General features: G+C 58.8%; 23 protein-coding genes and 1 tRNA gene. 8 read left to right on the forward strand and 16 right to left on the reverse strand.

All coding sequences use genetic code 11. From position 1 onward, the window contains the following. Positions 1-22: 22 nt before the first annotated feature. On the forward strand, positions 23-1186 hold the full coding sequence (gene hemH, locus ACQ4N7_RS05285) for a ferrochelatase (RefSeq protein ID WP_430710568.1): 1164 nt from the start codon (positions 23-25) through the stop codon (positions 1184-1186). Positions 1187-1376: 190 nt separating this feature from the next. Here the strand turns inward: hemH and ACQ4N7_RS05290 are convergent, their stop codons facing one another. The 4 genes from ACQ4N7_RS05290 to ACQ4N7_RS05305 form a co-directional block, all read right to left on the reverse strand. Continuing rightward, positions 1377-1940, reverse strand: coding sequence for a DUF4126 domain-containing protein (locus ACQ4N7_RS05290; protein WP_430710569.1), 564 nt, complete (start codon positions 1938-1940; stop codon positions 1377-1379). Positions 1941-1979: 39 nt separating this feature from the next. Beyond that, positions 1980-3074: a heat-inducible transcriptional repressor HrcA gene (gene hrcA / locus ACQ4N7_RS05295; RefSeq protein ID WP_430710570.1), complete on the reverse strand. Its 1095-nt coding sequence runs from the start codon at positions 3072-3074 to the stop codon at positions 1980-1982. 80 nt (positions 3075-3154) lie between these two features. Beyond that, the gene (locus ACQ4N7_RS05300; protein WP_430710571.1) at positions 3155-3640 is read right to left on the reverse strand and encodes a 2Fe-2S iron-sulfur cluster-binding protein; all 486 of its coding nucleotides are present in this window, start codon (positions 3638-3640) and stop codon (positions 3155-3157) included. Positions 3641-3726: 86 nt separating this feature from the next. Beyond that, on the reverse strand, positions 3727-4500 hold the full coding sequence (locus tag ACQ4N7_RS05305) for a hypothetical protein (protein WP_430710572.1): 774 nt from the start codon (positions 4498-4500) through the stop codon (positions 3727-3729). 264 nt (positions 4501-4764) lie between these two features. Between ACQ4N7_RS05305 and ACQ4N7_RS05310 the strand changes: the two genes are divergently transcribed. Beyond that, the gene (locus ACQ4N7_RS05310; RefSeq protein ID WP_430710573.1) at positions 4765-5787 is read left to right on the forward strand and encodes a LysR family transcriptional regulator; all 1023 of its coding nucleotides are present in this window, start codon (positions 4765-4767) and stop codon (positions 5785-5787) included. Here the strand turns inward: ACQ4N7_RS05310 and ACQ4N7_RS05315 are convergent. From ACQ4N7_RS05315 to ACQ4N7_RS05325, 3 genes are all read right to left on the reverse strand, one after another. Continuing rightward, positions 5784-6518 (reverse strand): Crp/Fnr family transcriptional regulator, encoded by a 735-nt coding sequence (locus ACQ4N7_RS05315; protein WP_430710574.1) that lies wholly within the window; start codon positions 6516-6518, stop codon positions 5784-5786. The genes ACQ4N7_RS05310 and ACQ4N7_RS05315 overlap by 4 nt on opposite strands. Before the next feature lie 726 nt (positions 6519-7244). Next, entirely contained in the window at positions 7245-8141 is an 897-nt protein-coding gene (locus ACQ4N7_RS05320) for an alpha/beta fold hydrolase (protein WP_430710575.1), read from the reverse strand. Between the two features lie 40 nt (positions 8142-8181). Continuing rightward, positions 8182-8898 carry a hypothetical protein gene (locus tag ACQ4N7_RS05325; RefSeq protein ID WP_430710576.1) on the reverse strand — a complete coding sequence of 239 codons (717 nt, stop codon included), beginning with the start codon at positions 8896-8898 and terminating at the stop codon, positions 8182-8184. Between the two features lie 444 nt (positions 8899-9342). Between ACQ4N7_RS05325 and ACQ4N7_RS05330 the strand changes: the two genes are divergently transcribed. Further along, positions 9343-9864, forward strand: coding sequence for a GNAT family N-acetyltransferase (locus ACQ4N7_RS05330; protein WP_430710577.1), 522 nt, complete (start codon positions 9343-9345; stop codon positions 9862-9864). 3 nt (positions 9865-9867) lie between these two features. Here ACQ4N7_RS05330 and ACQ4N7_RS05335 read toward each other — a convergent pair whose 3' ends face one another. Beyond that, positions 9868-10281: a DUF4332 domain-containing protein gene (locus ACQ4N7_RS05335; RefSeq protein WP_430710578.1), complete on the reverse strand. Its 414-nt coding sequence runs from the start codon at positions 10279-10281 to the stop codon at positions 9868-9870. 94 nt (positions 10282-10375) lie between these two features. On the opposite strand from ACQ4N7_RS05335, the gene ACQ4N7_RS05340 reads away from it, so the two are divergent. Both ACQ4N7_RS05340 and ACQ4N7_RS05345 read left to right on the forward strand, forming a co-directional pair. Beyond that, a tRNA-Pro gene (locus ACQ4N7_RS05340) sits at positions 10376-10449 on the forward strand. A 154-nt stretch (positions 10450-10603) separates the two neighbouring features. Continuing rightward, the gene (locus tag ACQ4N7_RS05345) at positions 10604-11350 is read left to right on the forward strand and encodes a Tic22 family protein (RefSeq protein ID WP_430710579.1); all 747 of its coding nucleotides are present in this window, start codon (positions 10604-10606) and stop codon (positions 11348-11350) included. A gap of 139 nt (positions 11351-11489) precedes the next feature. Here ACQ4N7_RS05345 and ACQ4N7_RS05350 read toward each other — a convergent pair whose 3' ends face one another. From ACQ4N7_RS05350 to ACQ4N7_RS05360, 3 genes are all read right to left on the reverse strand, one after another. Continuing rightward, entirely contained in the window at positions 11490-13694 is a 2205-nt protein-coding gene (locus tag ACQ4N7_RS05350) for a phosphoketolase (RefSeq protein ID WP_430710580.1), read from the reverse strand. A 229-nt stretch (positions 13695-13923) separates the two neighbouring features. Beyond that, complete coding sequence (locus ACQ4N7_RS05355; protein WP_430710581.1) at positions 13924-14376, reverse strand: hypothetical protein; 453 nt, start codon at positions 14374-14376, stop codon at positions 13924-13926. Between the two features lie 21 nt (positions 14377-14397). After that, the gene (locus ACQ4N7_RS05360) at positions 14398-14802 is read right to left on the reverse strand and encodes an NIL domain-containing protein (RefSeq protein ID WP_430710582.1); all 405 of its coding nucleotides are present in this window, start codon (positions 14800-14802) and stop codon (positions 14398-14400) included. Between the two features lie 135 nt (positions 14803-14937). Here ACQ4N7_RS05360 and ACQ4N7_RS05365 point away from each other — a divergent pair, with 135 nt between their 5' ends. Further along, a complete protein-coding gene (locus ACQ4N7_RS05365) occupies positions 14938-15516 on the forward strand; it encodes a thioredoxin family protein (protein ID WP_430710583.1) in 579 nt (192 codons plus the stop codon). A 172-nt stretch (positions 15517-15688) separates the two neighbouring features. Here ACQ4N7_RS05365 and ald read toward each other — a convergent pair whose 3' ends face one another. From ald to ACQ4N7_RS05390, 5 genes are all read right to left on the reverse strand, one after another. Next, positions 15689-16801 carry an alanine dehydrogenase gene (gene ald, locus ACQ4N7_RS05370; protein ID WP_430710745.1) on the reverse strand — a complete coding sequence of 371 codons (1113 nt, stop codon included), beginning with the start codon at positions 16799-16801 and terminating at the stop codon, positions 15689-15691. A 110-nt stretch (positions 16802-16911) separates the two neighbouring features. Beyond that, a complete protein-coding gene (locus ACQ4N7_RS05375) occupies positions 16912-18174 on the reverse strand; it encodes an ATP-binding response regulator (protein WP_430710584.1) in 1263 nt (420 codons plus the stop codon). 346 nt (positions 18175-18520) lie between these two features. Beyond that, positions 18521-19771, reverse strand: a complete 1251-nt coding sequence (locus tag ACQ4N7_RS05380) for an adenylate/guanylate cyclase domain-containing protein (protein ID WP_430710585.1) — start codon at positions 19769-19771, stop codon at positions 18521-18523. A gap of 201 nt (positions 19772-19972) precedes the next feature. Beyond that, positions 19973-20464 (reverse strand): multicopper oxidase domain-containing protein, encoded by a 492-nt coding sequence (locus tag ACQ4N7_RS05385; RefSeq protein ID WP_430710586.1) that lies wholly within the window; start codon positions 20462-20464, stop codon positions 19973-19975. A 30-nt stretch (positions 20465-20494) separates the two neighbouring features. Continuing rightward, entirely contained in the window at positions 20495-21079 is a 585-nt protein-coding gene (locus ACQ4N7_RS05390) for a peptidoglycan-binding domain-containing protein (protein WP_430710587.1), read from the reverse strand. 295 nt (positions 21080-21374) lie between these two features. On the opposite strand from ACQ4N7_RS05390, the gene ACQ4N7_RS05395 reads away from it, so the two are divergent. Beyond that, on the forward strand, positions 21375-22067 hold the full coding sequence (locus ACQ4N7_RS05395) for an RNA polymerase sigma factor (RefSeq protein WP_430710588.1): 693 nt from the start codon (positions 21375-21377) through the stop codon (positions 22065-22067). Positions 22068-22138: 71 nt separating this feature from the next. After that, positions 22139-22858 carry a DsbA family protein gene (locus ACQ4N7_RS05400; protein ID WP_430710589.1) on the forward strand — a complete coding sequence of 240 codons (720 nt, stop codon included), beginning with the start codon at positions 22139-22141 and terminating at the stop codon, positions 22856-22858. Positions 22859-22944 lie beyond the last annotated feature (86 nt).

A 22944-nucleotide genomic window follows, 5' to 3' on the forward strand; every position in this document is an offset into this window, starting at 1 on the left:
ACTTTAAAACCACAACAGTGCCATGGGTCGTGTCGGGGTCTTATTGCTAAATCTAGGGGGGCCAGAACAGCTCGACGATGTTCGTCCCTTTCTGTTCAACCTGTTTGCCGATCCAGAGATTATTCGCCTGCCCTTCCCCTGGTTACAGCGGCCCCTGGCCTGGTTGATTTCTAGCTCGCGGGCCAAGCAGTCCCAAGAAAATTACCAGCAGATCGGGGGTGGGTCACCCCTGCGCCGCATTACCGAAGAACAGGCCGAGGCCCTCAAGCAGGTGCTAGCCGACCAGGGCACCGAGGCCAATATCTACATCGGCATGCGCTACTGGTACCCTTTCACCGAAGAGGCCGTTGCCCAGATCAAGCGCGACGGCATCGAGAAGCTGGTGGTGCTGCCCCTATACCCACAGTTTTCGATCAGCACCAGCGGCTCCAGCTTTCGCCTGCTAGAGCGGCTCTGGCTCGAAGATCCGGCCCTGCAGCGCATTGTCTACACCGCCATCCCCTCCTGGTACGATCGCCCCGGCTATACCGAGGCCATGGCCGACCTGATTGCCAAAGAGCTCGACAAGCTCGACAATCCCGACCAGGCCCACATTTTCTTTAGCGCCCACGGTGTACCCGTGAGTTACGTCGAAGAGGCGGGCGACCCCTACCAGCGCGAAATTCAGCACTGCACCGAGCTGATCATGCAGGCGCTCGATCGCCCCAACCCCTACACCCTGGCCTATCAAAGCCGGGTGGGACCAGTGGAATGGCTCCAGCCCTACACCGAAGATGCGATCGAGCAGCTGGCCCAGCAGGGCGTTAAAGACCTGGTCGTGGTGCCCATCAGTTTCGTCTCCGAGCACATCGAAACCCTGCAAGAAATCGACATGGAGTACCGGGAGATTGCCCACGAGGCCGGGATCCCGGGCTTCCATCGGGTGCCGGCCCTCAACACCCATCCCCGATTTATCACCGATATGGCCGATATGGTCAATGAAGCCCTGGCCGCCCCCCGCCAGCTTTTCTCCGATGTGGTGCACCCCGACAAAAAGGTCAAGATTTACCCCCAGGAGCGATCGGCCTGGGGCCTCACCCCCGTCGCCGAGGTGTGGAACGGGCGTCTGGCTATGGTGGGCTTTTTAGCCCTACTGCTGGAGCTGGTCAGCGGTCGCGGCCCCCTGCACTTCGTGGGCATTCTCTAAGGACTGTCATCAAATGGCTGCTAAACGTTCCAAAATCAAGGGTTACAGCCCCTAGCTTGTCGTTTTGGTCGGGCGTGGCAAGGCTTGATGTACCGAGCTTTTAGCCACAATTGTGGTACGCCCTAAGGTTTGTGCCCCGGACCATTACATCTCATGCCGTTTAACCCCAGGCCCTGATGCCCTAGCCGTATTAGGGCTTCGGCTTTGAGCGTCGCGGCCAGTGCCGCCACAGGTACGACGTTCGAATCACCAGCCACAGCAGCAGCAGCGCAATAATCCCCCCCTGGTTAGGAGCATCAAAGGCCAGCACCGCCAGCACAATACAAAGCCCATCTACCACAAAGAAAAGCCACAGCGGCGGGCGGCGGGGGCGGTAGAACCAGCCCACCTGCAGCAGCTGAATGACCAGGGCTAATAGACCGCTAATCAGGCCAATCAGCAGGTTAATCCAGCCGTCTAGGCCAAAGGTTCTAGCTACGGCCAAACCGGCCAGGGCACCTACCCCAGGACTCAAAAACAGCTCAAGAATCTGAAAGAAACGCTGGCTGTAGCGATCTTTTGACAGCATCAGCTCGGCCATAGACCAGATGGCCAGTATCCCCAACACCAGGGCTGGGGGCAGACGCGACAGCAGCGGCACGTTAGACCAGAGCTGCGGGCCAGACATCAGCCCAATCAGCAGCAGGGGCAGGGCCAACCGTAGCCCCGTCGCCGCCGCGATCGACAAAATTGCCAGCAGTTCAGTGATAATCACGGCATTCCCTGCCCAACTGGGGCCATACTCGGGATACCCCTACGCGCTGAGGGCAGTCGATAGGTAGTCTGCCGCCGCCTTGACCACGGCCACAGCGTTTTCGTAGACCATGCGGGTGGGGCCCAGTACACCCACACTGCCCACAGAAGCGTCGCAGCGAGTGTAGTTCGACACGACCAGCGCACAGCCCTGCATGGGCTCTAGCGGGTTCTCAGCCCCAATCCAAACCTTCACATCCACGCCGTTGAGCGTTTGGCTTGCCACGGGCGGAGTGTCAAAAAACAGGGGCCACAGCTGCGACTGGCCTTCTTCCAGCAGCCGCACAATCGACTGAATTCGCTGGGCATCGGAAAACTCGGGCTGGCGCAGCACCTCCGACAGACCGCTAATCACCAGCTGGGGCGTTTCTGGTGCCCGCGATCGCCGCGCCAGATTGTCCAGCGCCTGGCAGAGTAGCGCTCCGTAGTGCTGAAAATCAGCATCGAGATCGCCCCAGTTCAGCGTAGCCACATCGGCCAGCGGCCTTCCCCGCAGGTGGTGACTCAGAAAATTCGACAAAATTTCGAGGTGACGACGGCCCAGTTCCTCCGTCGGCTGAGTCGGTTCTCCCAGCAACGCCGGCAGCTGCACTACCACCGATTGGGTCGCCAGCGAGTCGAGCAGCACCACCATCAGCACCTGCTCCCCATCTACCGCCACCAGCTGAATGTGGCGAATAATCGCGCTACTCGACTGGGGCACCGTAATCAGGGCCAAATAGCCGCTGATTTGGGCCAAAATTTGGGTGGCCGATCGCAGCAGCGACTCCAGGCTGCGCCCCACCCAGTCCAGCTCCTCCGACAGGGCAGCATCCACCCGCCGCCCCACCCGCGTGGAGGGCGACATCAGCCGATCAACGTACAGCCGATAGCCAAAATCCGAAGGCACTCGCCCCGCCGAGGTGTGGGGCTGGTAAAGGAGGCCGTATTTCTCCAGCAGGCCCATGGTGTTGCGCACCGTCGCTGGGCTTACCTTCAGGTCGTACTCCTGGGCCAAGGCCCGCGACCCAACCGGCTCTGCTGTAGCAATATAGTGACGAATCGTGGCCTGTAGCACCTGCTCGTGGCGAGCACTCAGGGAAAGAGCAGAGTCCATAGGGGGTTGGTATAAAACTCAACTACGGCATTGCCCTACCATAACAGATGTTCTATGGGGTTCGGCCATGAACTGTAGACCTATAAATCTTTGCTCTGGCTAAAGAACTCACCCACTTTAAAGCTAGCCGTTTTCTCTAGCTGACTAATCACCGATCGCGTAATCAGCTTGCCCTGCTCAACCAGCACCTCGCCTGTAATCGGGTGCAGCAGATCTTGATCGGCCCGCCGACCAATCAACGCCTCGATGTCCTGCAGCGAGTTAACGTACATACCCGGCGGCAGCTCGACCACCACCCCGTTGGCGACCACCCGGGCCTGGCAGGCCAGCCGCGAGTTGGGCTTGCAGGAGGTAATCACTTCCAGCGTCCGCTGCTCACGGCGGTTAATGGGGGTCAACGCCTCCATACCCGACTGCACATAGATATGGCAGGTGGCGCACATGCCCCGACCGCCACACTCTTTCAACACATCTAGATCTTTGTTGAGCAAGACCGATAGCAGGTTGCCGTTGGTTTCAACGGAGGTTTCTTGGGCGATGGGCTCTAGGCGAACGGTTTTAGCCATGGGGTAGAAGGGGGTTATAAGGACTAGACGAAACACCTGGGCAGGCTGCGGTAGCACCACCTCGGAGCCACTGGCTCACCTGAAGCTCAGCCGTCCTGGGAAGACGGGAGATCGAGCAAAAGGGCCTGTTCCTGGGAAGTAAGCCGACTACTCGCCAGGGCCTGAAAATTGCGGATGGTTCTGCCACCACGCCCCATAAAGGCCGCAACCCAGTCCTTAATCCACTGGTGCTGTTCCGCCGTTAGCGGCAGCTGGCCCTGGGCGGCAGCGGCGAAGTAGCCATCTCGCTGAACCTCAAACTGCTCTAGCCAGGGGTGGGCCGGGCGAGACTGCTTCCAGGTGTTGATGACAATGGTTTTGCCCAGATACTGAGTAGCCCCATTGCTGAGATGATTGAGGGCCGCTATCACCTCCTGTAGGCCTGGAGCTAGGGTACCCGGTTTAGAGCCCGCTGGCTCAGGCTGAGCTCCCTCAGCAGGGGAGAGGGACGGAGAAAGCGCCGCAGCGGGGTCGGTGGTGCTAGCGCTGCTGCCCAGGGTAACGCAGCCAGCCAGCAGCCGAAAGGTAGGTACAGCGTTGTGGGGAGCTTCGATCAGGGTAGCCTTCAGCTGACCGATGGCGGTGCGGTAGTCGGTGAGGGGCATTTGATCGGTGACCAGCACCAGCAGAATCAACCCCTGCTCAAGCTTATAGATGTGGGTGAGCTGGTTGGCAAACCGAAACGAAAAGGTATCGAAATGGGCCGGAGTCGTGTCGACCACCTGCTGAATACCCTGGGCGAGAGCATCCTGCTGATGGGAGTTGAGGCTGATGTCTGGCCCAAAAAAGAAGGGTCGGTTGCGCCCATCAATCAGCGCCATCCCAGAGATGCCGGGTAAGTTTAGGACATTCTGGATCACCTGACGTTTCATAAATCCTTGGGGTCTCGCTCTAATTTTTGTTGTCGAATGTCCTGAACCAAGTAATCTAAGGATGGCAGACTTCATTCGACACTAGGCTTGAGGCCATGAGTCTATCTAGGGTTGTTACGGCGACATCTGTTGCGATGACAGCCAGGGGCTGGCCTGCACTACTATCATGGTTTGTTGGCATCCCAGGATTATCGTACGTTAGGGTTAATGCCCATGTCTGACCTTCCTTTTACGCTCGACCAACTGCGCATTCTCAAGGCCATTGCAGCGGAGGGCAGTTTCAAACGAGCGGCAGACAGTTTGTATGTCTCTCAGCCAGCGGTTAGCCTGCAGGTGCAAAACCTGGAGCGCCAGCTGGATGTACCGCTGTTTGACCGAGGTGGCAGGCGGGCACAGCTCACCGAAGCGGGGCATTTGCTGCTGAGTTACGGCGATCGCATTCTCAGCTTATGCCAGGAGACCTGCCGAGCCATTGAAGACCTCCAGAACCTACAGGGCGGCACCCTGATTATTGGTGCTAGCCAGACCACAGGCACCTACCTTCTGCCCCGCATGATTGGTATGTTTCGGCAAAAGTACGCCGACGTGGCAGTGCAGCTGCACGTACACTCCACTCGCCGCACCGCCTGGAGCGTGGCCAATGGTCAGGTTGACCTGGCCATTATTGGTGGTGAGCTTCCTCCCGAGCTACAGGACTCTTTAGAGAGAGTGCCCTACGCCGAGGACGAACTCGCACTGATTATGCCGATGTTTCACCCGCTGGCCAGTCAGGCGGTGATTCAGCGCGAAGACCTCTACAAGCTGCACTTCATTGCCCTCGACTCCCAGTCGACCATTCGTAAAGTAATTGACCAGGTGTTGACCCGCTGCGGCATCGAAACCCGTCGCCTCAAAATTGAGATGGAGCTGAACTCCATTGAAGCGATCAAAACGGCAGTGCAGTCGGGGCTGGGGGTGGCCTTTGTGTCTAACTCTGCGATCGAGAAAGAGCTACAGATGGGCGTACTGCACCGGGCTAAGATTGATTCGGTGGTGGTCAACCGCACCCTCTCGGTCATTTTCAACCCCAACCGCTACCGCTCCAAGGCCGCTGCCGCCTTTACCGCCGAAATTTTGCCGCAGTTTACCAATCTGCCCCTCAACTTCAAGCCCATCGGCGCTGACAAGAATGGGGCCGACAAGAACGGGGTCAAGCCGACGTCGCTGCCTCCCGAGCCCCTGTACCCTACCCCCTAGCCCAAAGCCTCACGGGCTGTACTCTGATCGCTGGGAATGGCGATCAGCCCATCTTTGTAGATATGAATGAGCTTGCGCTGGCGGAGTTTGCCCATCAGGCGAGTCACGGTGACCCGAGTAGAGCCGATGGCGCTGCCGATCTGAGCGTGGGTGAGCGACCAGGGCAGGTAGTAGCCCGACTCGCAGGGTTCGCCAAACTCTTCAATCAGCAGGGTTAGAAAGCCCAGCAGGCGATCGATGGTGCGGCGCTGCCCCAGGGTGCTGAGCCACAGCAGCTTACGCTGATGCTGGTAGCGAAAGGCGTCAAGCACCTCGCGCCGAAAGTGCGGCCAGTTGTCTAAGTCACTCCAGTAGAGCCAGAGAACTGTAGTTTGATCGACGTGGGCAAAGCTCTGCAACAGGAAAGGCGACTGAGCCACGATTTCGAAGGGCTGACCCGCTCCAACAAAACCCAAGAAAGCCTCTTCGCTCAGTCCCAAAGCTAGGGAGGTAGCCCCCTCTTCATCGGTCACGTCGTCGAGGTCGGGGCTGACCAAATCTGGAGTGGCTCCTTGAGCCGTACCGACTAGGCGTACGGCACCGCGTTCTACCAAATACAACAGCCCAGACCGAGTGGGAATACGCTCGTCTTTATTGAAGGTTCTGGCCCGGTAGTGGGCGTGGGCCCAGTCGGTAATGCGTTGCCAGGTCAAGAACGGTCGGGCATGATCGGGGCGTTGGGATGATTGCATAGCAATAGCTGGGTTAGACGGTACAGACCATGACCATGGGGTAAACGCTAGGGAGAAGGCGCGATCGCACAGAATCGCAGCATCATAAACCAAATCAGCCGCGCAGACCAGGTAGACATACCCCTCGTTCAGTCAAAGACGACCCTGTAGCCTTTATCGACTCACCCTTTGAGACCAGAGTTCAGCCCCAAAGCAGGACTCCCGCCACGACCAAAGAAAGCTTATCTACTTGGTTTTCAGAGATTTGTCATCGTGAAAGCTACGTAAACCATCCAATACTAATACAGAGATCCCGTATTTTTTGGAGCCCTTCTCAGGAACCAGAGTCAACTTTGGATCCTTAAAGTGACAGTGATCCGCTTCAGTGATCACCGCAGCGGATTGAAGACCTTAGCTAAAGCGCCCGGTTTAGACCAGTGTAGCCCTGGCCCCAATTGAAGCCCGTCTCTCATAAGAAATACTGTTCATTCAAAGTAGTTTTTAGGGGTGACATTCCCTCACCCTGATCATATAATTCAATTGTGTGAGGAGCGAACCAGAAGAGATGCCGAGACGAAACACGGCCAGTCGTCGGCATCTCTTTTGTTTTGTAGCTAAGTTTTAGATTATTCCTGTTGGTCGGGTAGCCCGCTTCATAGCTGCCCAAGCGTAGTTAAGTTAACGCCAACTGCTCCGCAAATCTATGTGCTGAGCTACAGCCTGGATTACTACAGCTGAGATTAAGGATTAGGTTAAAGACAACAATGAAGCGGTGTGCAGCAGATCTTGCAGCACCTTGGCCACGACCTGAGGCTGTTCTACCATTGCCAGGTGGCCGCAGTTTTCAATCTCAATCACTGGGCTATGGCCCGGCCTGGTCGGCAAATAGCCTGCTAGGTGCTGCACATAGCGTAAATTCATCACCTGGTCTTGGCGACCGGCCACAAAATACACTGGCGGCTGAAGGGCCGCTACGAGTCTGGGCAGGAGGTGAACCTCCGCCTCGGTAGTTGACTCTAGCAAGGTGCCCAAGGCCGCGGCGGTATCGGCCTGCAGCATGTCAAGGCAGCGATCGCGGCCCCAGCTGTAGTCTAAAGGCCGATGCACCATCATCCGGGTCAGCAGCAGCGGTAGCAGGGTGTAGCGCAACCAGGCACGCCGCCAGCCGACAATGTACTGGCCCGCCTGGCGAAACTGCTGGAACTCGCGCTCCAGATAAATACCGCCGCCGGCATTGAGGCAAACCACCCCCTGCACCTGCTGCGGGTAGCAGTGAGCCATCCAGAGCGCAATGCTGCCTCCCAGCGAATGGCCCACCAGCCATACCGGACCAAGATCGAGCTGCTCTAGCAGCGCCGCCAGATCACGAGCATAGGCCCCTAGCCCGTAGGGCGAGGCCGAAGCCCCCAGAGCTTTAACCTCAGCAGGTAATCCAGGTCTGTACTGGTCGAGCCCGTAGCGCGATTCGCCGAACCCGCGCAGGTCGTAGGCCAAGCAGGTGTGGTCAGGTGCTAGCCGCTCGATGACAGGCTGCCAGTACCGATGACTCAGCAGCCAGCCATGAATGAAGACCAGTGCCGGAGTTTTCCTGGCGGCAGTGAGCTCGTAATAGTGGGGTACGCCAAAAACTGTAGTAGTAGCCATGGGCCAATGCCCTCTGAGGCCGGTCTTTGACCATCGTACCCTAGCCCATGAGGCGGTAGCGCATGCCCTCAGCAATTTTTTGGCCCAGATAGTCTGGAATTAGACTCTCGTTAGGGCCCAGCAGATACAGAATCAGGCGAGTACGCCCCCGCCATACCAGCAGGTTGGCGTTGACCACCAGCAAATCTTCCTGCCAAATGGCGTACATCACCTTATAGAAGAGGCCTGGTTGGTTATCGGCCTCAATCAGCAGAGCTGGCAAATGAAAGACTGGATCGACGTAAAACTCAGTTTCTACTCGCTCCAGGCCCGCATCCAAATTAAATTCTACGGTCAGCATTTCTTCGACTTCGAAATGCCCCGCCAGAGTTTCTTGAATCGCCCGACAGACATTTTCAGTCGTTTTAGGACTCAGCGCCTGGCCACCCCGCGATACCACCAGCTTGATAAACACCAGCATGGGCGGATAGATTTGCCCATAGAGACTGAGGTTATGAATTGTCAGGCCGTAGGCGGCCAATACGCCAAAAATATCGCTGAGCAAAAACGACTGGTTGCGGTAGACAAAGTGCAGCGCGCTCTTGCTGCCCTCGGGCTTGATGTCAAGAACAGCCTTGCGCTGCTTGTAAAGCTGGTAGGCCAAGCGCAGATTCTGCAGCTGAATCTCGCTGCTGACAAACTGCTCATAGAATTGCGGAAAGGCGCGGTTGAAACGCTTCAGTAGCTCAACCGTAGAGGGGTTTAAGCCAGCGGCCATGGTTGGAAGGACGGAACTCCATGGAGGTAACGTTAGCATCTGCCGCATCAGGAAACCCTAGCCAAGCAATAACATACCCCCGTCGTAACGCTTTTAGCAGCCGCTGTCGACAGAGAAAACGCCCAGGCTGATCGCCCTATCTACTTGATCCTCAGGGATTTCTAAGGTCTGACTCTACCCGTCAATCCACTCAGGGGCCGAGCATCTCTAACCCGTCAGTCGTTGGGGCGATCGCACCCTAGAGTGAACAGAAGGACCCTTCCCCAAGCCGGTCTGCACAAATCTCGATCTCATCGAAGGCATCGGGTTTTTATGGAGATATACTATGAGAAACGGTGTTCAGCCCTAAGTTTAGCCTTAGCTGTAGCTTTTGTGCGGCGTTATTTAGAGGCTTAAGCTGGTGCCAACGAACGCTGTCCCATTTCACTATCAGAAAGGGCCTGCATGGGTTTTTGGAAAAGTCTTTTTGTCGGGTCTGATGACGCTTCGGCTGGAGAGACAAGGTCGGCGAGTACCGTTTTAGAGGCCCTACCCGAGCAAGGGGAAGGGTCCGCTATTGTATTTAGCACCGATCGCGACCTCGACCTCTACGAGCTTGAAGAGCTGTGCAATGCCGTGGGCTGGGCCCGGCGTCCTATCCGCAAGGTCAAAAAAGCGATTCAGCACAGCTATCTCGTCGTTACCATGTGGGAGCAGCGGGGCTCACGCCGCCGTCTGGTGGGCTTTTCTCGCGCCACCTCTGACCACGCCTTCAACGCCACCATTTGGGATGTGGTGGTGCACCCTGATTTTCAAGGGCGCGGCCTGGGCAAAGAACTCATGCGCCAGCTGATCAAAAAGTTGCGCAGCGAAGACATCAGCAACGTAACGCTGTTTGCCGACCCTCAGGTCGTCGAGTTTTACAAAGGGCTTGGCTTTATGCCCGATCCCGAAGGCATTAAAGGTATGTTCTGGTACCCGGACTAGCGCTCAAGACACTCTAGCAATGGCCCTGGCCTGCTGAATCCACAGACTGACCTGGTCGGCACTGGGGCAAAGGTCATTGCGCTGTAGGGTAGCCACATGTAGTCGCCGCAGCCGTGTGTAGAGCCCCTGAGCGGTACAGTCTGCCAGCTGAGCCACAGACATGATACCGGCATGTAGCAGCAACCCGTTGAACTGACAACCCACCCCCGGCACCTGGGCTAAGTCAGCCAAAATCACCCACTTCGTGACATAGCGCAGCGGCACCTGCATCTTTTGCGCCAGGTTTTGGCGACGCGTCACAGAAGCTCCATAGCGACGGAGATGATCAGTGCTGGTTAAGCCCAGCTGAGCCATGTTGTGGGCATGGGTGGGGCTCAGGCCAGGCAGTTGATCTAAGCGGTAAGCAGAAATAGCCATAGGCCCATCGTAACAAACAGAGCAGCGTCAGCGGGAACAGCTATCGGCGATGACGGTTGAGCAAAAAAGCAGGCTATACTGGTGACGTGAACTACGGGATGTAGCGCAGCTTGGTAGCGCGCCTGCTTTGGGAGCAGGATGTCGCAGGTTCAAATCCTGTCATCCCGATTTTGAATATAGGGGTTTGGCCTGGGCGGTTAGCACGACTGGCACAGATCGCTATGCAAACAGCCTCTAGTCTGTAGTATCTATAGTCAGTAATTCAGTCATATTGACGCTCATCCGCCCACCCCCCCTTACCGTTAACTGCGACGAAATCCCTATGCAACAGCTATTTTCCTCCCTTTTACGGCCTCTCCCCCTGATTACCGCCTTGGTTAGCGGCAGCCTGCTAGGGGGTGGCCTGGTAATGCCCCTGCCCGCCGTTGCCCTAGGTGAAGAGGCCATTGTCGACAAGCTCGAACAGGTGCCAGTCTTCATTATTTTGAACTCCGATGGCCAACCCCTCACGGCGGCCGCTGAGGTCAATGACCAAGAAGTGAAAGTGCCAGTTGTATTTATCGACGGGGCCGCCGCTGAAGAATTTTTAGCCCGCGCTCAAGAAGAAGACCCTAGCGCTGAAGTGGCTCTGGTTGACCTGGGTACGCTCTACCAGGAAACCGTGCTCAGCGATAGTGAGGAAGTGCCCCTACTGTATCTGCCCATTGGCGGTGAGCTAGAGACGGCAACCCAGCTGCAGTCTGATTTTCAGGGGGTGCCACTGTTTATTGCCCGCCAGGGTGCCGATGGTCCTTATCTGACTATCAATCAAGACGGTGAAGCCTCGTTACCCATGTTCTTCTCGCGCAACGATTTGCAGACCCTGCTCGATCGCTATCAAGAGACCAACGCTGAGGCAGCCGACAACGTGGTGGTTCAGGTGCTCTCTTTAGAGTGGCTGCTGGCTACCATGACCAGCAACGACGACCCAGAACTCGACGCTCAGCTAGATCAGGTGCGGCTGTTTCCGTCCACAGAGGTATTGAACTACATTCGCGCCCAGGAAGCCGAAGCACCTCCTCAACCCTAATGGTCCATCCAGACGTTTGAGTCAGGGGTTCAGCATCGCGTTTAAAGCATCACGGTAGATGCGCTACTTAGAAAGCGGGGAGGCATATGCCTCCCCGCTTTCTTGACTCTTGGGCTCAAGTAGCGATTAATCTATGAAGTTAGGGCAGCAGCGCCTTAGCCCTGGCGACAAAATTAGCGGCCGTCAGCCCGTTGAGCGCCATAATCTGCCCAGCGCTGGCGGTAGTTTCGCCTCGCTTCCAGGCAAAGGTATCGCGGGGGGCGGTGCTGCGCAGCATGACGGGCTCTAGCACGGCGCTGGAGCCGCCGGTTACCCCCATCAGCGCGTCGCCGCCAAACAGGCGCGTAAACCCGGCATCGCTCAGGAAGGTGTCGTCGGGCTCAGCACACAGGTCCCAGGCGACATCGGTGGGGCGGTAGAGCTGGCGGGGGTTAACAACCGACACAATGCGGCTGCCGATGCCGCTGGCGGCTAGCTGCTCGGCGGCTTCAAACACCGGCAGCAGAGTCATGTCGCCGACGACGGCAAACACCACAGTTTTGTCGCCGGGCCAGGTGGCTAGTTCAACAGCTCCTTCGGCCAGCGCCTGACGGGTTTGCTCAAAGGTGGTGCGTACCGGCAGGGGCGACTTGCTGGCGGTAATGGTAACGCCTTTATTGCGGGTGCCCAGAGCCCAGTCGTAGCAGACCTGGATGCTATTGGCATCGGTGGGAAATAGGGGATACACGTTGCCGTTGCGCATCATACCGGCAAAGTAGTTTTCGATTTCAGGGCGCTGGTGGGTCCAGCCATTGCGGCCCTGTTCAAGGGCACCAGCGGTAAACAGGGTGATGGTCGAGGGGGTGGGGCGGCGCAGTTCGGCCATCGCCTGGGTGACGGTTTGCCAAATGGGTAGACCATTGACGGCAAACGATTCGTAGGAGCACCACAGGGTGCGGCCCCCAAAGAGGGCCTGGGCTGCCGCTAAGCCAGCGCAGGCGTCTTCGCTGAGGGGCTCGTAGACCTGGCCGTGGGGCTGCTGAAAGTAGGTGTCATCGGCGGTCGGGTGAATGATTTTGAGCGCCTGGTTGATGTTGTTGATGCCAGAGGCGGCGTTGCCATCGGCGTTGGTCACCACAAACTGGGCGTCTTTTTGACCCACATAGCCGACCAGCGCGCCCATAGCGGTGGTGGCCACCTGCTTATCGCCCCCGACCGGAAACTCGTTGAGGGGCAGGGTGCCCAGGTCGGCCAGGGGTAAGACCGCTTCTGTCACCGCTGTTTTAGCTCCGGGGCCACCCCCAGAGCGCTCGTAATTGGTGCGCACCAGGTGCCAGGCGTCGGGGTGCAGGGCGCGGCTGGTCAGGGCACTGACGATGTAGTCGCGCTGCAGCGAGTCGCCGGGGTAGAGGTTGTGGGACTGGGCTCCCCGCTTGTGGACACCTGCGCCCTTGAGCTGCTTCACGATGAGCACGGTGAGGGTGCCGCCTAGGGCTAGCGTGGCGGCCTTGTCGGTGGCCTCTAGCACCGCCTGGGTAAAGGCAAACCGCTGGGGAAACGAAAAGGCGGTGCTGTCGACGTAGTCGCCGGGCTGGTTGGCGTCGTCGTAGTCTTTGGCATCGACCAGCACCACTTCTTGAAAGCCATTGCCGCGCCAGTAGTCGATCATGGCCTGATTTGATTTGGTAGACACCATGCTGTGGTGCTCCTGGGAGAAGCCATTCCAGACCAGGATGGGCAGGAAGTTGGTGACGCTGGGGTAGGCGGTGTTGAAGTGGCCAAAGCTGCTCATGATGTAGGGCTCACCCAGGCCGCCGTCGCCAATGGTGACAGGGAAGAGCACACCGGGGTGGAGCTTGGCCCCCGCCATGGCAAAGTGCTGCCCCTGACCCAGGGGGCCAGCCGGGGCCAGCAGCCCGGGGATTTGACCCGACAGGTGGCCCAGCAGGCCGTGGGTTTCGCGGAAGCGATCGCATAACTGCTGCACAGTTTCAATGCCCATAGCCTCTAGGGAGCGGTCTAAGAACACGTTGCTGTAAAAGCCGGGGGCGTGGTGGCCAACTTCGGTGACGATATTCTTGTGGCCCAGCATGACCAGGGATGCGATCGCATCGGCAATGCTGGCAAACCCGCCGGGGTGGCCCGACTCTTTGCTGGCGGTCACCTGCAGGGTGAGGTAGCGCAGGGCATCGGCGGCCAGCAGGGTTTGATAGACGGCAGCGGGGTCGCTGGATGAGGTGATGGCGGTTTGCTCGGGCGCGATCGCCGCCGCCTGCCCATAGGCGGCGAACTCGGGGGGCAGTTCCCCGAAATGTTGAATGCCCTCACAAAAGGCCGGAATCGATTGCGTGCTGGCAGCCGTCATGCGTAAACCCCTTAACTAGCGTCAATAAAACGGTCTTAGCCCTACATCAGTTTGGGCATCAAGCCCTGGCTTAGCCCTCTCGCTTTAGCGCTGTATACCATTGGCGCTGTATACAAAGACAAGACCTGTTAACCATCCTACACAGGGACGGGGGCAGGGCAACGAAGCACACCATTGCGATTCTGGAGGGCGGCAATAGGCCTGAACCGATTCCAGCGGTATCGCTCCCCTAGTCAGCCACCCACAGCAGCTGAGGCAGCCAGCTCAGGGCCAGCCCCAGCAGGGCCAGCCCCGCCAGCAGGAAAAAAGCCGCGGTATCTTTTAGGCCCAAAATCAGATTGTCGACCCGGGCGAGCAGCGATACGGCCAACAGCATGGCGAAATAGGCAAACACCTGAAACTGCGTCACGGCCACCACCGCCAGGGAGGCCACGCTCAGAGCCATCACAAAGTAGCCCATATCTGACTGAAACCCCAGCAAAATGACGCGGCGAATCAGCGGCCAGAATAGAGTGATCGCACCGGCTCCACAGATGGCTAGCACTGCGCTGACGGCCCAGGCCGTGGGTCCGGCGTTTCGATCGTGCAAAAACCCGCCGTAGGTGACGTGGGCCAGGACCATCAGCGTCCAGGAGAGCCAGTGAACCTTGATCAGCGTGCGGAGTGAGCGGTCTTGTTGCATGGCGATCGCGCCTCAGCCGGGCTACAGATTGGTGGAAATAGCCTGCACGGGGCAGGTGGGCACGCACTGCTCGCAGACAATACAGCGCGATCGCGAGAAGGTGAGCCGGTAGGTTTCGCTGTCGAGGGTGAGGGCTTTGGTTGGGCATACCCCCGTACACAGACCGCAGTGCACACACAGGTCTTCATCGACCACAATTTCGCCGCTGGCCCCAGACACCTCAATACCCTGCACTTCGAGCCAGTCAATGGCGTCGTTGAGCTGGTCAATATCGCCCGACAGCTCGACCACCAGGGTGCCCACCTGGTTGGGCGCAACCTGGGCCCGAATGATGTTGGCGGCGATGTTAAAGTCTTTGGCCAGCCGATAGGTGATCGGCATATGCACCGATCGCTTGGGGAAAATCAGCTTGACTCTTTTTTTCATCGCCGACTCAACACCGCGATTCTTTTACACTAAAACTAGCGGGCTGTTTCTATCCTAACCGGAGAGTTCGGTTAGCCACGTCATTCTGCAGCCCAGTTCTAACCCCCAGTCTTAGCCAACTAAAGTTTTCGTCCTATGCCAGACAACCTGCCTGTAACGTCAGATGTTGCCCCCAGCCGCGCTCGCAACCTGATTGTGGCGGTGGCCGCCGTGGTGCTGGCCGCCGCTATGTTCCTGGGCATTCGCACCCAGTCGGCGGTGCCCTCGCTGAGCGCGCTGGCGGCTAGCGCGGTGCCCTTTGAAGAGGCCCAGACCAACGGCAAACCGACGCTGCTGGAGTTCTACGCCAACTGGTGCACCAGCTGCCAGGCCATGGCCGCCGACATGGCCGAACTGCGCGACAGCTACGGCGATCGCGTCAACTTTGTCATGCTCAACATCGACAACAACAAGTGGCTGCCCGAAATGCTGACCTACCGGGTCGAGGGCATTCCCCACTTTGTTTACTCCAGGGCTGACGGTAGCCCGATCGCGGTAGCCATCGGTGAGCAGCCCCGCGAGATTCTCAGCGACAATCTCGACGCCCTGATTGCCGAGGCTCCGCTGCCCCACCAGCAAAACTTTGGCCGCCTGTCGGCGATCGAGGGCGATGTTGTATCTAGAAGCGCGGTCAATGATGACCCTCGCGCCCACGGCAGCGCGGTGGTGAACTGAGCCTACATGAGGCCTCAAACGCCGAATCAGGTCATCGAGTCCCGTCTTTTGAATCCACTCCAGATCTGGCGTGGTGATGCTGAGAGAGGCGTCGTAGTCGCGATCGCGAAAGGCCCTTTAGAGTTCGCGAATCACATCAACATTGTTTATACAGGGTTCATGCAGGCGACCTCTAAAGGGCAGCCAGCTCAGCAGGTTGGGCAGCCAGATCGGGGAAAACATCGCGCACGGCGGGATGAACGAGTTTCCCCGCCGACACATTGAGGCCGCCGTGCAAACCGCTGTCGGTGGCCAGGGCAGCCATCCCCTGGTGCGCCAGCTTGAGCACGTAGGGCAGGGTAGCGTTGTTGAGCGCCTGGGTGGCCGTCCAGGGCACGGCACCGGGCATGTTGGGTACACCAAAGTGCACCACGCCCGCTTCGACATAGGTAGGCTGGCTGTGGGAGGTGGGACGCAGGGTTTCGATGCAGCCGCCCTGATCGACCGCGACATCGATAATTACGGAGCCGGGGCGCATGGTGGCTACCAGGTCTCTAGAAACCAGGGTGGGGGCTTTGCGACCGGGCACCAGCACCGCCCCAATCAGCAGGTCGGCCTGGGGCACCGAAGTAGCGATCTGGGCAGAACTGCTGTAGAGCAGCTCGACTCGGGAGCCAAATAGGGTTTCGAGGTAGGCCAGCCGCTCGACGTTGAGGTCGATAATTTGCACCCTGGCCCCCAGGCCGACGGCCATCTTGGCGGCTTCGGTGCCCACCACGCCGCCGCCCAAAATCACCACGGTGCCAGGGGCCACACCAGGGATACCGCCCAGCAGCACCCCTCGCCCACCCTGCTGCCGCTCCAGGTAGCGGGCCCCAAACTGGACCGAGAGGCGACCGGCAATAATGCTCATGGGGGTAAGCAGGGGCAGTCTGCCGTCGGGGCCGACCACGGTTTCGTAGGCGATCGCCTCGATACCGCTCTGCATCAGCGCCTCCGTCAGCGATCGCTCTGCCGCCAGGTGCAGGTAGGTAAACAAAATCAGATCGGAGCGAAAGAACCCGTACTCCGAAGGCTGGGGCTCTTTGACCTTGACCACCATCTCCTGCCCCCAGGCGGTGGCGGCATCGGCGACTAGCTTAGCCCCCGCCTGCTGATAGTCAGTATCGCTAAAGCCAGAACCGGCCCCGGCCCCTGTCTCAACCATCACCTGATGCCCCTGCTGAGCAAGGCTCTGCACCGCTGCCGGGGTCAACCCAACGCGAAACTCCTGATCTTTGATTTCCTTGGGCAGGCCAATGCGCATAGTGTTGCTCTGCATAGATGACGGGATCTTCCCCTATGCTACTAAACCTGGGCTGAGGGCGCAGTTGGCCTACGTTTTATGCTGAGTACAGATACCTGGCCCCCGACGGTTCAACTCTCCGACGACTTCGGCAGATAAAGGGTAAAACAGCTGCCGTGGTCAACCTCAGAGACTAGCGTGATGATACCGCCGTGGAGCCGAGCAATTCGCTGCGACAGGTGCAGACCCAGGCCGTGGCCTGAGCGAGCCTGATTACCCTGGCGGAACCACTCAAACACGGCCTGCTGTTCGGCCTCAGGCACGCCAATGCCGGTATCGGCGACGCTGACCCAAACCCAGGCCAGACTGTCGGAGTCAGGCAGATCTACCCCATCCGGGGGGCGTGAGGTGGTGCCCAGGGTGGCCGTCACACTGCCGGAGTCGGTAAATTTGATCGCGTTGCCGATCAGGTTGGTAATCACTCGGCGCAGCTCTAAATGGTCACCCATCACCACAAAAGCGTCGCTTTCCAGCGTCGCCGTCCCCGCAGCGTTGTCTAGGGATGTTGTCGCCTCAGGGGATGTCACCCCTGAGCCAGCACCGGGCGATCGCAGGTCACTATGGGCAATGGGCGGTACGGCATCAACCCAGTCGGAGCGGCAGAGCAGGCAGGTCAGCCCTTTTTCAGCCGCCATCGGAGCTAGCTCCATGACTACCGTTTCGGTCAGCTTAAACAGGTCAACCGGCGACAGCGTTAGCGCTTTGTGCCCCGCCTCGTGGCGGTACACCTCCAGCAGAGTGTTTACCATGCTGAGCAGGTGGCGGTTGCTGTCAACCACGGTGGCGATCGCATGCTTGCCGTCCTCAGGCATGGGGCCAAAGGCATCGCCCTCGCACAGCTTCAGCATGCGGTTGGCGGCCACCAGCGGCGTACGCAGGTCGTGGGTAAGGCGAGCCACAAAGTCGTCGCGCTGGCGAATCATATTCGACTGGGCATCGATACTGCGCTTGAGGCGAAGCAGCGATCGCACCCGAGCCCGCAGCTCGTTGACATCCACCGGCTTGCGAATAAAATCATCGGCTCCGGCATCTAGGCCCTGCACCAGGCTCGACTGGTCGTGGGCCGTAATCAGCAAAATGGGAATATAGGGCAGGCTAGAATTGTCTCGAATACGCTGGGTGACAGCATAGCCATCGAGCCCCGGCATCATCACATCGAGCAAAATTACGTCGGGTGGCGTTTGTACCACGACCTCTAGAGCCGCCTGACCACTCTGTACGCAGGTGATGCGGTACTCAGGGTCATCTAAAATGGACTCGATCAGAAACAGGTTGTCTGAAGAGTCGTCTACAGCCAGAATAGCGAAAGGTTCATGGGAAGGATCCGGAGGCATTCTTTAGTTTAGGACTATCGGTGCGGTGCTCTATCGCTATAGTACCGAGAACTCCAGATACCGAAACCCAGCGGTACAGCCGAGACGCAACGGCAAGTAAGGAGTAAACGGTTAGGGAGACGGAACCTAATCTTAGAAATGCCACAGCAGCCGACCACGAACCTCTATCTGAGGGAATAGCTTCAGCTCTCTAGCTTAGTGCACCAGTATTAGCATAGCCATTGCCACAACGGTAAAACGGCTGCGCCAGCAGCTTATGGGCAACGGCTATACGCCAATTTTCGGCCCTAGGCTTGGCGACAGACGGTCAGAACTGGCCTGAGCAAACTGGTCAGCGTCCAGCAATTTATTTCATCGTAAATAGCTCCAGGGTCTGGGCCCGACCGCGCAGGGCATGCCGCCCAATTGACCGCAGCGGGAACGAGCCCGCCTGCTGCTGAGTTGTTTCGCTGACCAGTAGGGAATGGCCCAGGGTTTTAGTCAACGCTTCTAGCCGGGCCGCCACATTGACCGTATCGCCAATCACCGTAAACTCTAGCCGCCCGACAGCCCCCAGACAGCCCGCCACTACCGGCCCCGAATGTACCCCTACTCCCATAGCCAACGGTGAAATTTGCTTCACCTCTCGCACCATAGCCGTGGCGGCGGTGAGGGCACTGCGGGCGTGGTTCTCTAGCGGGTCGGGGGCACCGAATACCGCCAGCATGCCGTCACCCATAAATTTATCAACCCAGCCGCCGTGGCGCTCGACGATGGTAGCCAGCACCCCCTGGTAGCGATTGAGAAAATCGAGCGCGGCCTGGGGCTCTAGGGCTTCAGCAAAGCGGGTAAACTCGCGCAGGTCGGTCACCACGACGGTCACGCTGCATTTCTGGGGCTGCTGTAGCAAATCTAGCGGCGACTCAAAGGCGGCTTCCACTACGGCTTTGGGCAAAAACTGGGCCATTAGCACCCGCCCCGACTCGTTTTTGACGTGGCGGCGCACGATCACCGCTATCCGCATACCCAAAAAGCCCGTGCCAAAAACAGTAATGCCGGCAAACAGCGCCAGCGCCAGATTGAGCTCAAACAGCGCCGCCGCATAGCCAAAGTTAGCCAGGGCCAAGAGTGAGGTGAGCAAGGCGGCGCGACGGCTGAGCCGCAGCCCCCCAGACACGGCTACCAGGCTGCAAAAAGCCACCACGTTGGTCACAATCAGCGGCTGGGTTGCCCCCAGCACTCGCCAAATGTTGGTGATAAACGCCCACAGCAGCAGGTTGTCAAAAATGGGAATGATTACCTGCCAGCGCTGCAGGGCTTCCATAGAGAGGCCTTGGCGCAAGATGGCCACCAGCCCCAGGGCAAAGAGGTTGGCACAGATGCTGATGATGACCACCGTGGGGGGCACGGAGTCTTTGCCCAGCAGCACCTGCGGAAACAAAAATACCGCTACATCCAGCAGCAGCGAAATAAACAGCACCCCAGCCCGCACGTAGGCCAGCAGTAGCTCATTGCGGTGCGCCTCCTGCGACACCACCTGGTTGAGCGCCGCTTGCAGGGTAAGGCGACGGCTGGAAGTATTGAGCAAAGGAGCGCCAGAAGGGCTTGAAAAGGTCATCTCCAGGCAGGGGTAGGGGCGACACAGTAGCGATGCGGTGTCCCTGATTGTTGTGGCGGCGAGGGCTGTCAACCATAACCCAGGCCTGCTTCTATTAAAACACGGGCACCCAGGGCCGCCCCACTGTCTGGCCTGGATCTGAAGGCTGCCTCAAGCTGCCTCAAAACGCTGCCCTGGGTCGAGCAATTGGGTCGAGCCTCGTTAAGGGCTGGCGGCCACAATGTCGAGCTGACCAACCATACCGGCCTCGGCGTGGCCTGCGATCGCGCAGTGCAGCTCGTACCGACCGGGGCGCTCGGGCACAAATACCCACTCGGCGATCGCCCCTGGCTTTAGCTCTAGCTCGTGGACTGCGCCTTTGACCTCTACCCCAGCGGCCTGCACCTTCTGGGTCCAGATGCCGTCGGCAAAGTCTTTGGCGGTGAAGTAATGCTTCTCAGGGCTGGGGTTATCGAGCACCAGCCTGTAGCGCTGGCCGACCACAAACTGCAGCTGGCTGGGCTCAAAGCGCAGGCCACCGTCAGCGGTGCCGAGGTGAACGGTGAGGGAGTCGGCTGGGGCAGCGGCGGCGATCGCCCCACCACCGCCCATCCCACCACCGCCCAGAGTAACGGCCAAAACCATAACCAGACCCAGCACCAGCCCCATCAGCGCCTGCCGCAGCCTGCCCGCCTCTACCGCTACCTGATTCATGCTGCTCCTGTTGCTGCCAATAGCCAGGGTCTAAAGGTATTCCAACGGCAAATCGTCGGAGTATATTGCCTGGAGAGATTCTGTTTTGAAGGGTTCCATCTTGAGAGATTCTATCGCGTGCTGGGTCCTGGGTCCCAGAATGCCGTCGATGGCCCCGCTGTAGACCCCCACCCGTTTGAGGTAGGCCTGTAGCGCCTTGGTTCGGTGCTGCAAATCGTGCCAGAGCGTATCGACCCAGGTTTGACCAATCATTCGCCGCAGCTTACCCTGCTGCTGCTTAACCGCGTCTTCAGGCAGCAGCTTGAGCTGCTCGCCCACCCAGCCGTCGGCCTCATCGAGCCAAAAGCTGAGCAGGGAGTCATCTACCGCCTGGGCCAAAATCTGGCCCAAACGGGTTTCATCGTCGGTGGAGAGGGTGGGCTGCAGCGCCAGGGTGCAGTAGTCGATTAGGGTAGAGCGGTGCTGCCGCAACGCCTGCCCCAGCCTGTCGAAAGGGCTCTCTCCCTGGGCCTGCAGCAAAGCCGCCAGCGTAGAACCCGGATCCGCAGAATCGTCTACCATCAGCGGATCGTCTAGGGGTGCTGTTGAGAGTGCCGTTGCGCGTTCTGTGTTCATTACTCCTCGCGTGCCTTTGGTTAGGGAAAGCAGAAAGCACAAACCCACCGAGCACCTAGCCAGGGTAAACCCGTTTAGAAGCTCAGAGCGCCAGCCAGCCAAACCGGTTTAATGAACCAGGCCCAGCGATCGCCGCGCTAGTGTGTTAGTGATCTGAGGCTCAGGGTTGTGACAGGGGAGCGTTACGTTTCTTAAAACCTTTTTTGGCGGCAGTTTTCGTAATTTGCGCTGTCACATTGGAGCAGCTCATATCACCTATTAAGTGAGTGATGCCTCACCTAACGCCAAAGGGAATATGAGCCAATCCGACGACACTAGTGGTTTTAATGAGTTCCGCTTGCCCGCCGATGCTCCAGCCCAAGACGTTTTCGATCAGGCGCTGAGTGACATTCTCGGCCAAGACAATCCCTATACTTACACCATCCTAAGCGCGATTCAGAGAACCCTCAACCAGTATCACCTCAGCACCCAGTACGAGGCCTACGAGATCCTGCACGAGGCCTACCTGCGGGGCAAAAAAAAGCTCCAGGCGGGGGAGGTGATTCGCAACCCCTACGCCTGGCTCAAGGCAACCGCGTTTCACGTCATCTACGAACGCAAGCGCAAGCACCGGGCTAGCGCCACCGACCCCCAGGTGATGGAGGCGGCCCTGCCCGACCTGCGCCTCAACCTGATGCAGCAGCAGATCATCGTCGAAGAGCTGGATCTGCTCTATCAGGCCCTGCATCTGCTCCATCAGGAAGACCCCGAAGGCACCTGTCTGCTCTATCTGCGCACCGTGCGCGACTGGTCGTGGAGCGAAATCAGCCAGTGGCTCCTTGCCCAGGGGCACGCCGCCGCCACAGAAGCTGCTTTGCGCCAGCGGGCTTCGCGGGCGAGACGCCGCCTGCGAGATATTTTTTGGCAGAGTATCTGCCAGGAGGTGCCCCGACTGAGTGCACCCTCTACCCAGGGCAAACCGTCACCGCTGAGCCAGCGAGGGCGGTAGCGCGGTTAGCAGTGGCAGGGTGTTCCCCAGAGCGGCATGATAGGGGTGGCGCTAGCACGGGGACACCGGCCATGGACAACCTTCTGACGCGGATGCGTAACTCCAAGCGGCTGATGTGGGGCATCGCTGGGGTTCTGGTGGTCGGTCTGCTGATTCCGCTGCTGCTGCTGGTACCTCGCCGCAACCAGGCCAGCCCCCCCGATAGCCCTGAAGCCCACCAGGCTATCGTTACCGACGTGATTATGTCGAAAGATCGGGCCAGCCTGATTGGGTCTTCGCCCACCAAGGGCAACCCCAACGCGCCGATTGTGCTGTTTAAGTTCTCAGACTTTCAGTGCCCCTACTGCGCCGTGGCGGCGGGCCACATGAAGGAGTTTGTCGGCAACCACGAAAACGACATTCTCTACGTCTACAAGCATTTTCCGCTCACCCAAATTCACCCAGAGGCGATGCCGTCGGCCAGGGCGGCCTGGGCGGCGGGGCAGCAGGGGCAGTTTTGGCTTTACCACGACGGCCTGTTTGTGAACCAAAACCGCCTGGGCGAAGACCTCTACCTTGAGCTGGCCGAAGCGATGGGGCTAGATATGGGGCAGTTTAACCGCGATCGCGCCAGCGCCGAAGCCGAAGCCGCCATTCAGCAAGACCTGGCCCTGGCCGAACAGCTTCAGCTCCAGGGCACCCCCTCCTTCATCATGAATGACCTGCTGATTCCGGGCGGCGCACCGCCTCAGCTGTTTGAGGAAATCTTTACCCAGATCAACGCCGCCATCAACAGCCAGGGCAGACCTTAGGGGTCGGTAGTCCGCAGGTTGGGTGGCGCGATAGCAGAACCCAACAAGGCTGACTGCTGTTGAGTTCCGCTTCGTTTCACCTAACC

The sequence above is a fragment of the Nodosilinea sp. AN01ver1 genome, assembly GCF_050565655.1.
In the GTDB taxonomy this organism is placed as follows: domain Bacteria; phylum Cyanobacteriota; class Cyanobacteriia; order Phormidesmidales; family Phormidesmidaceae; genus Nodosilinea.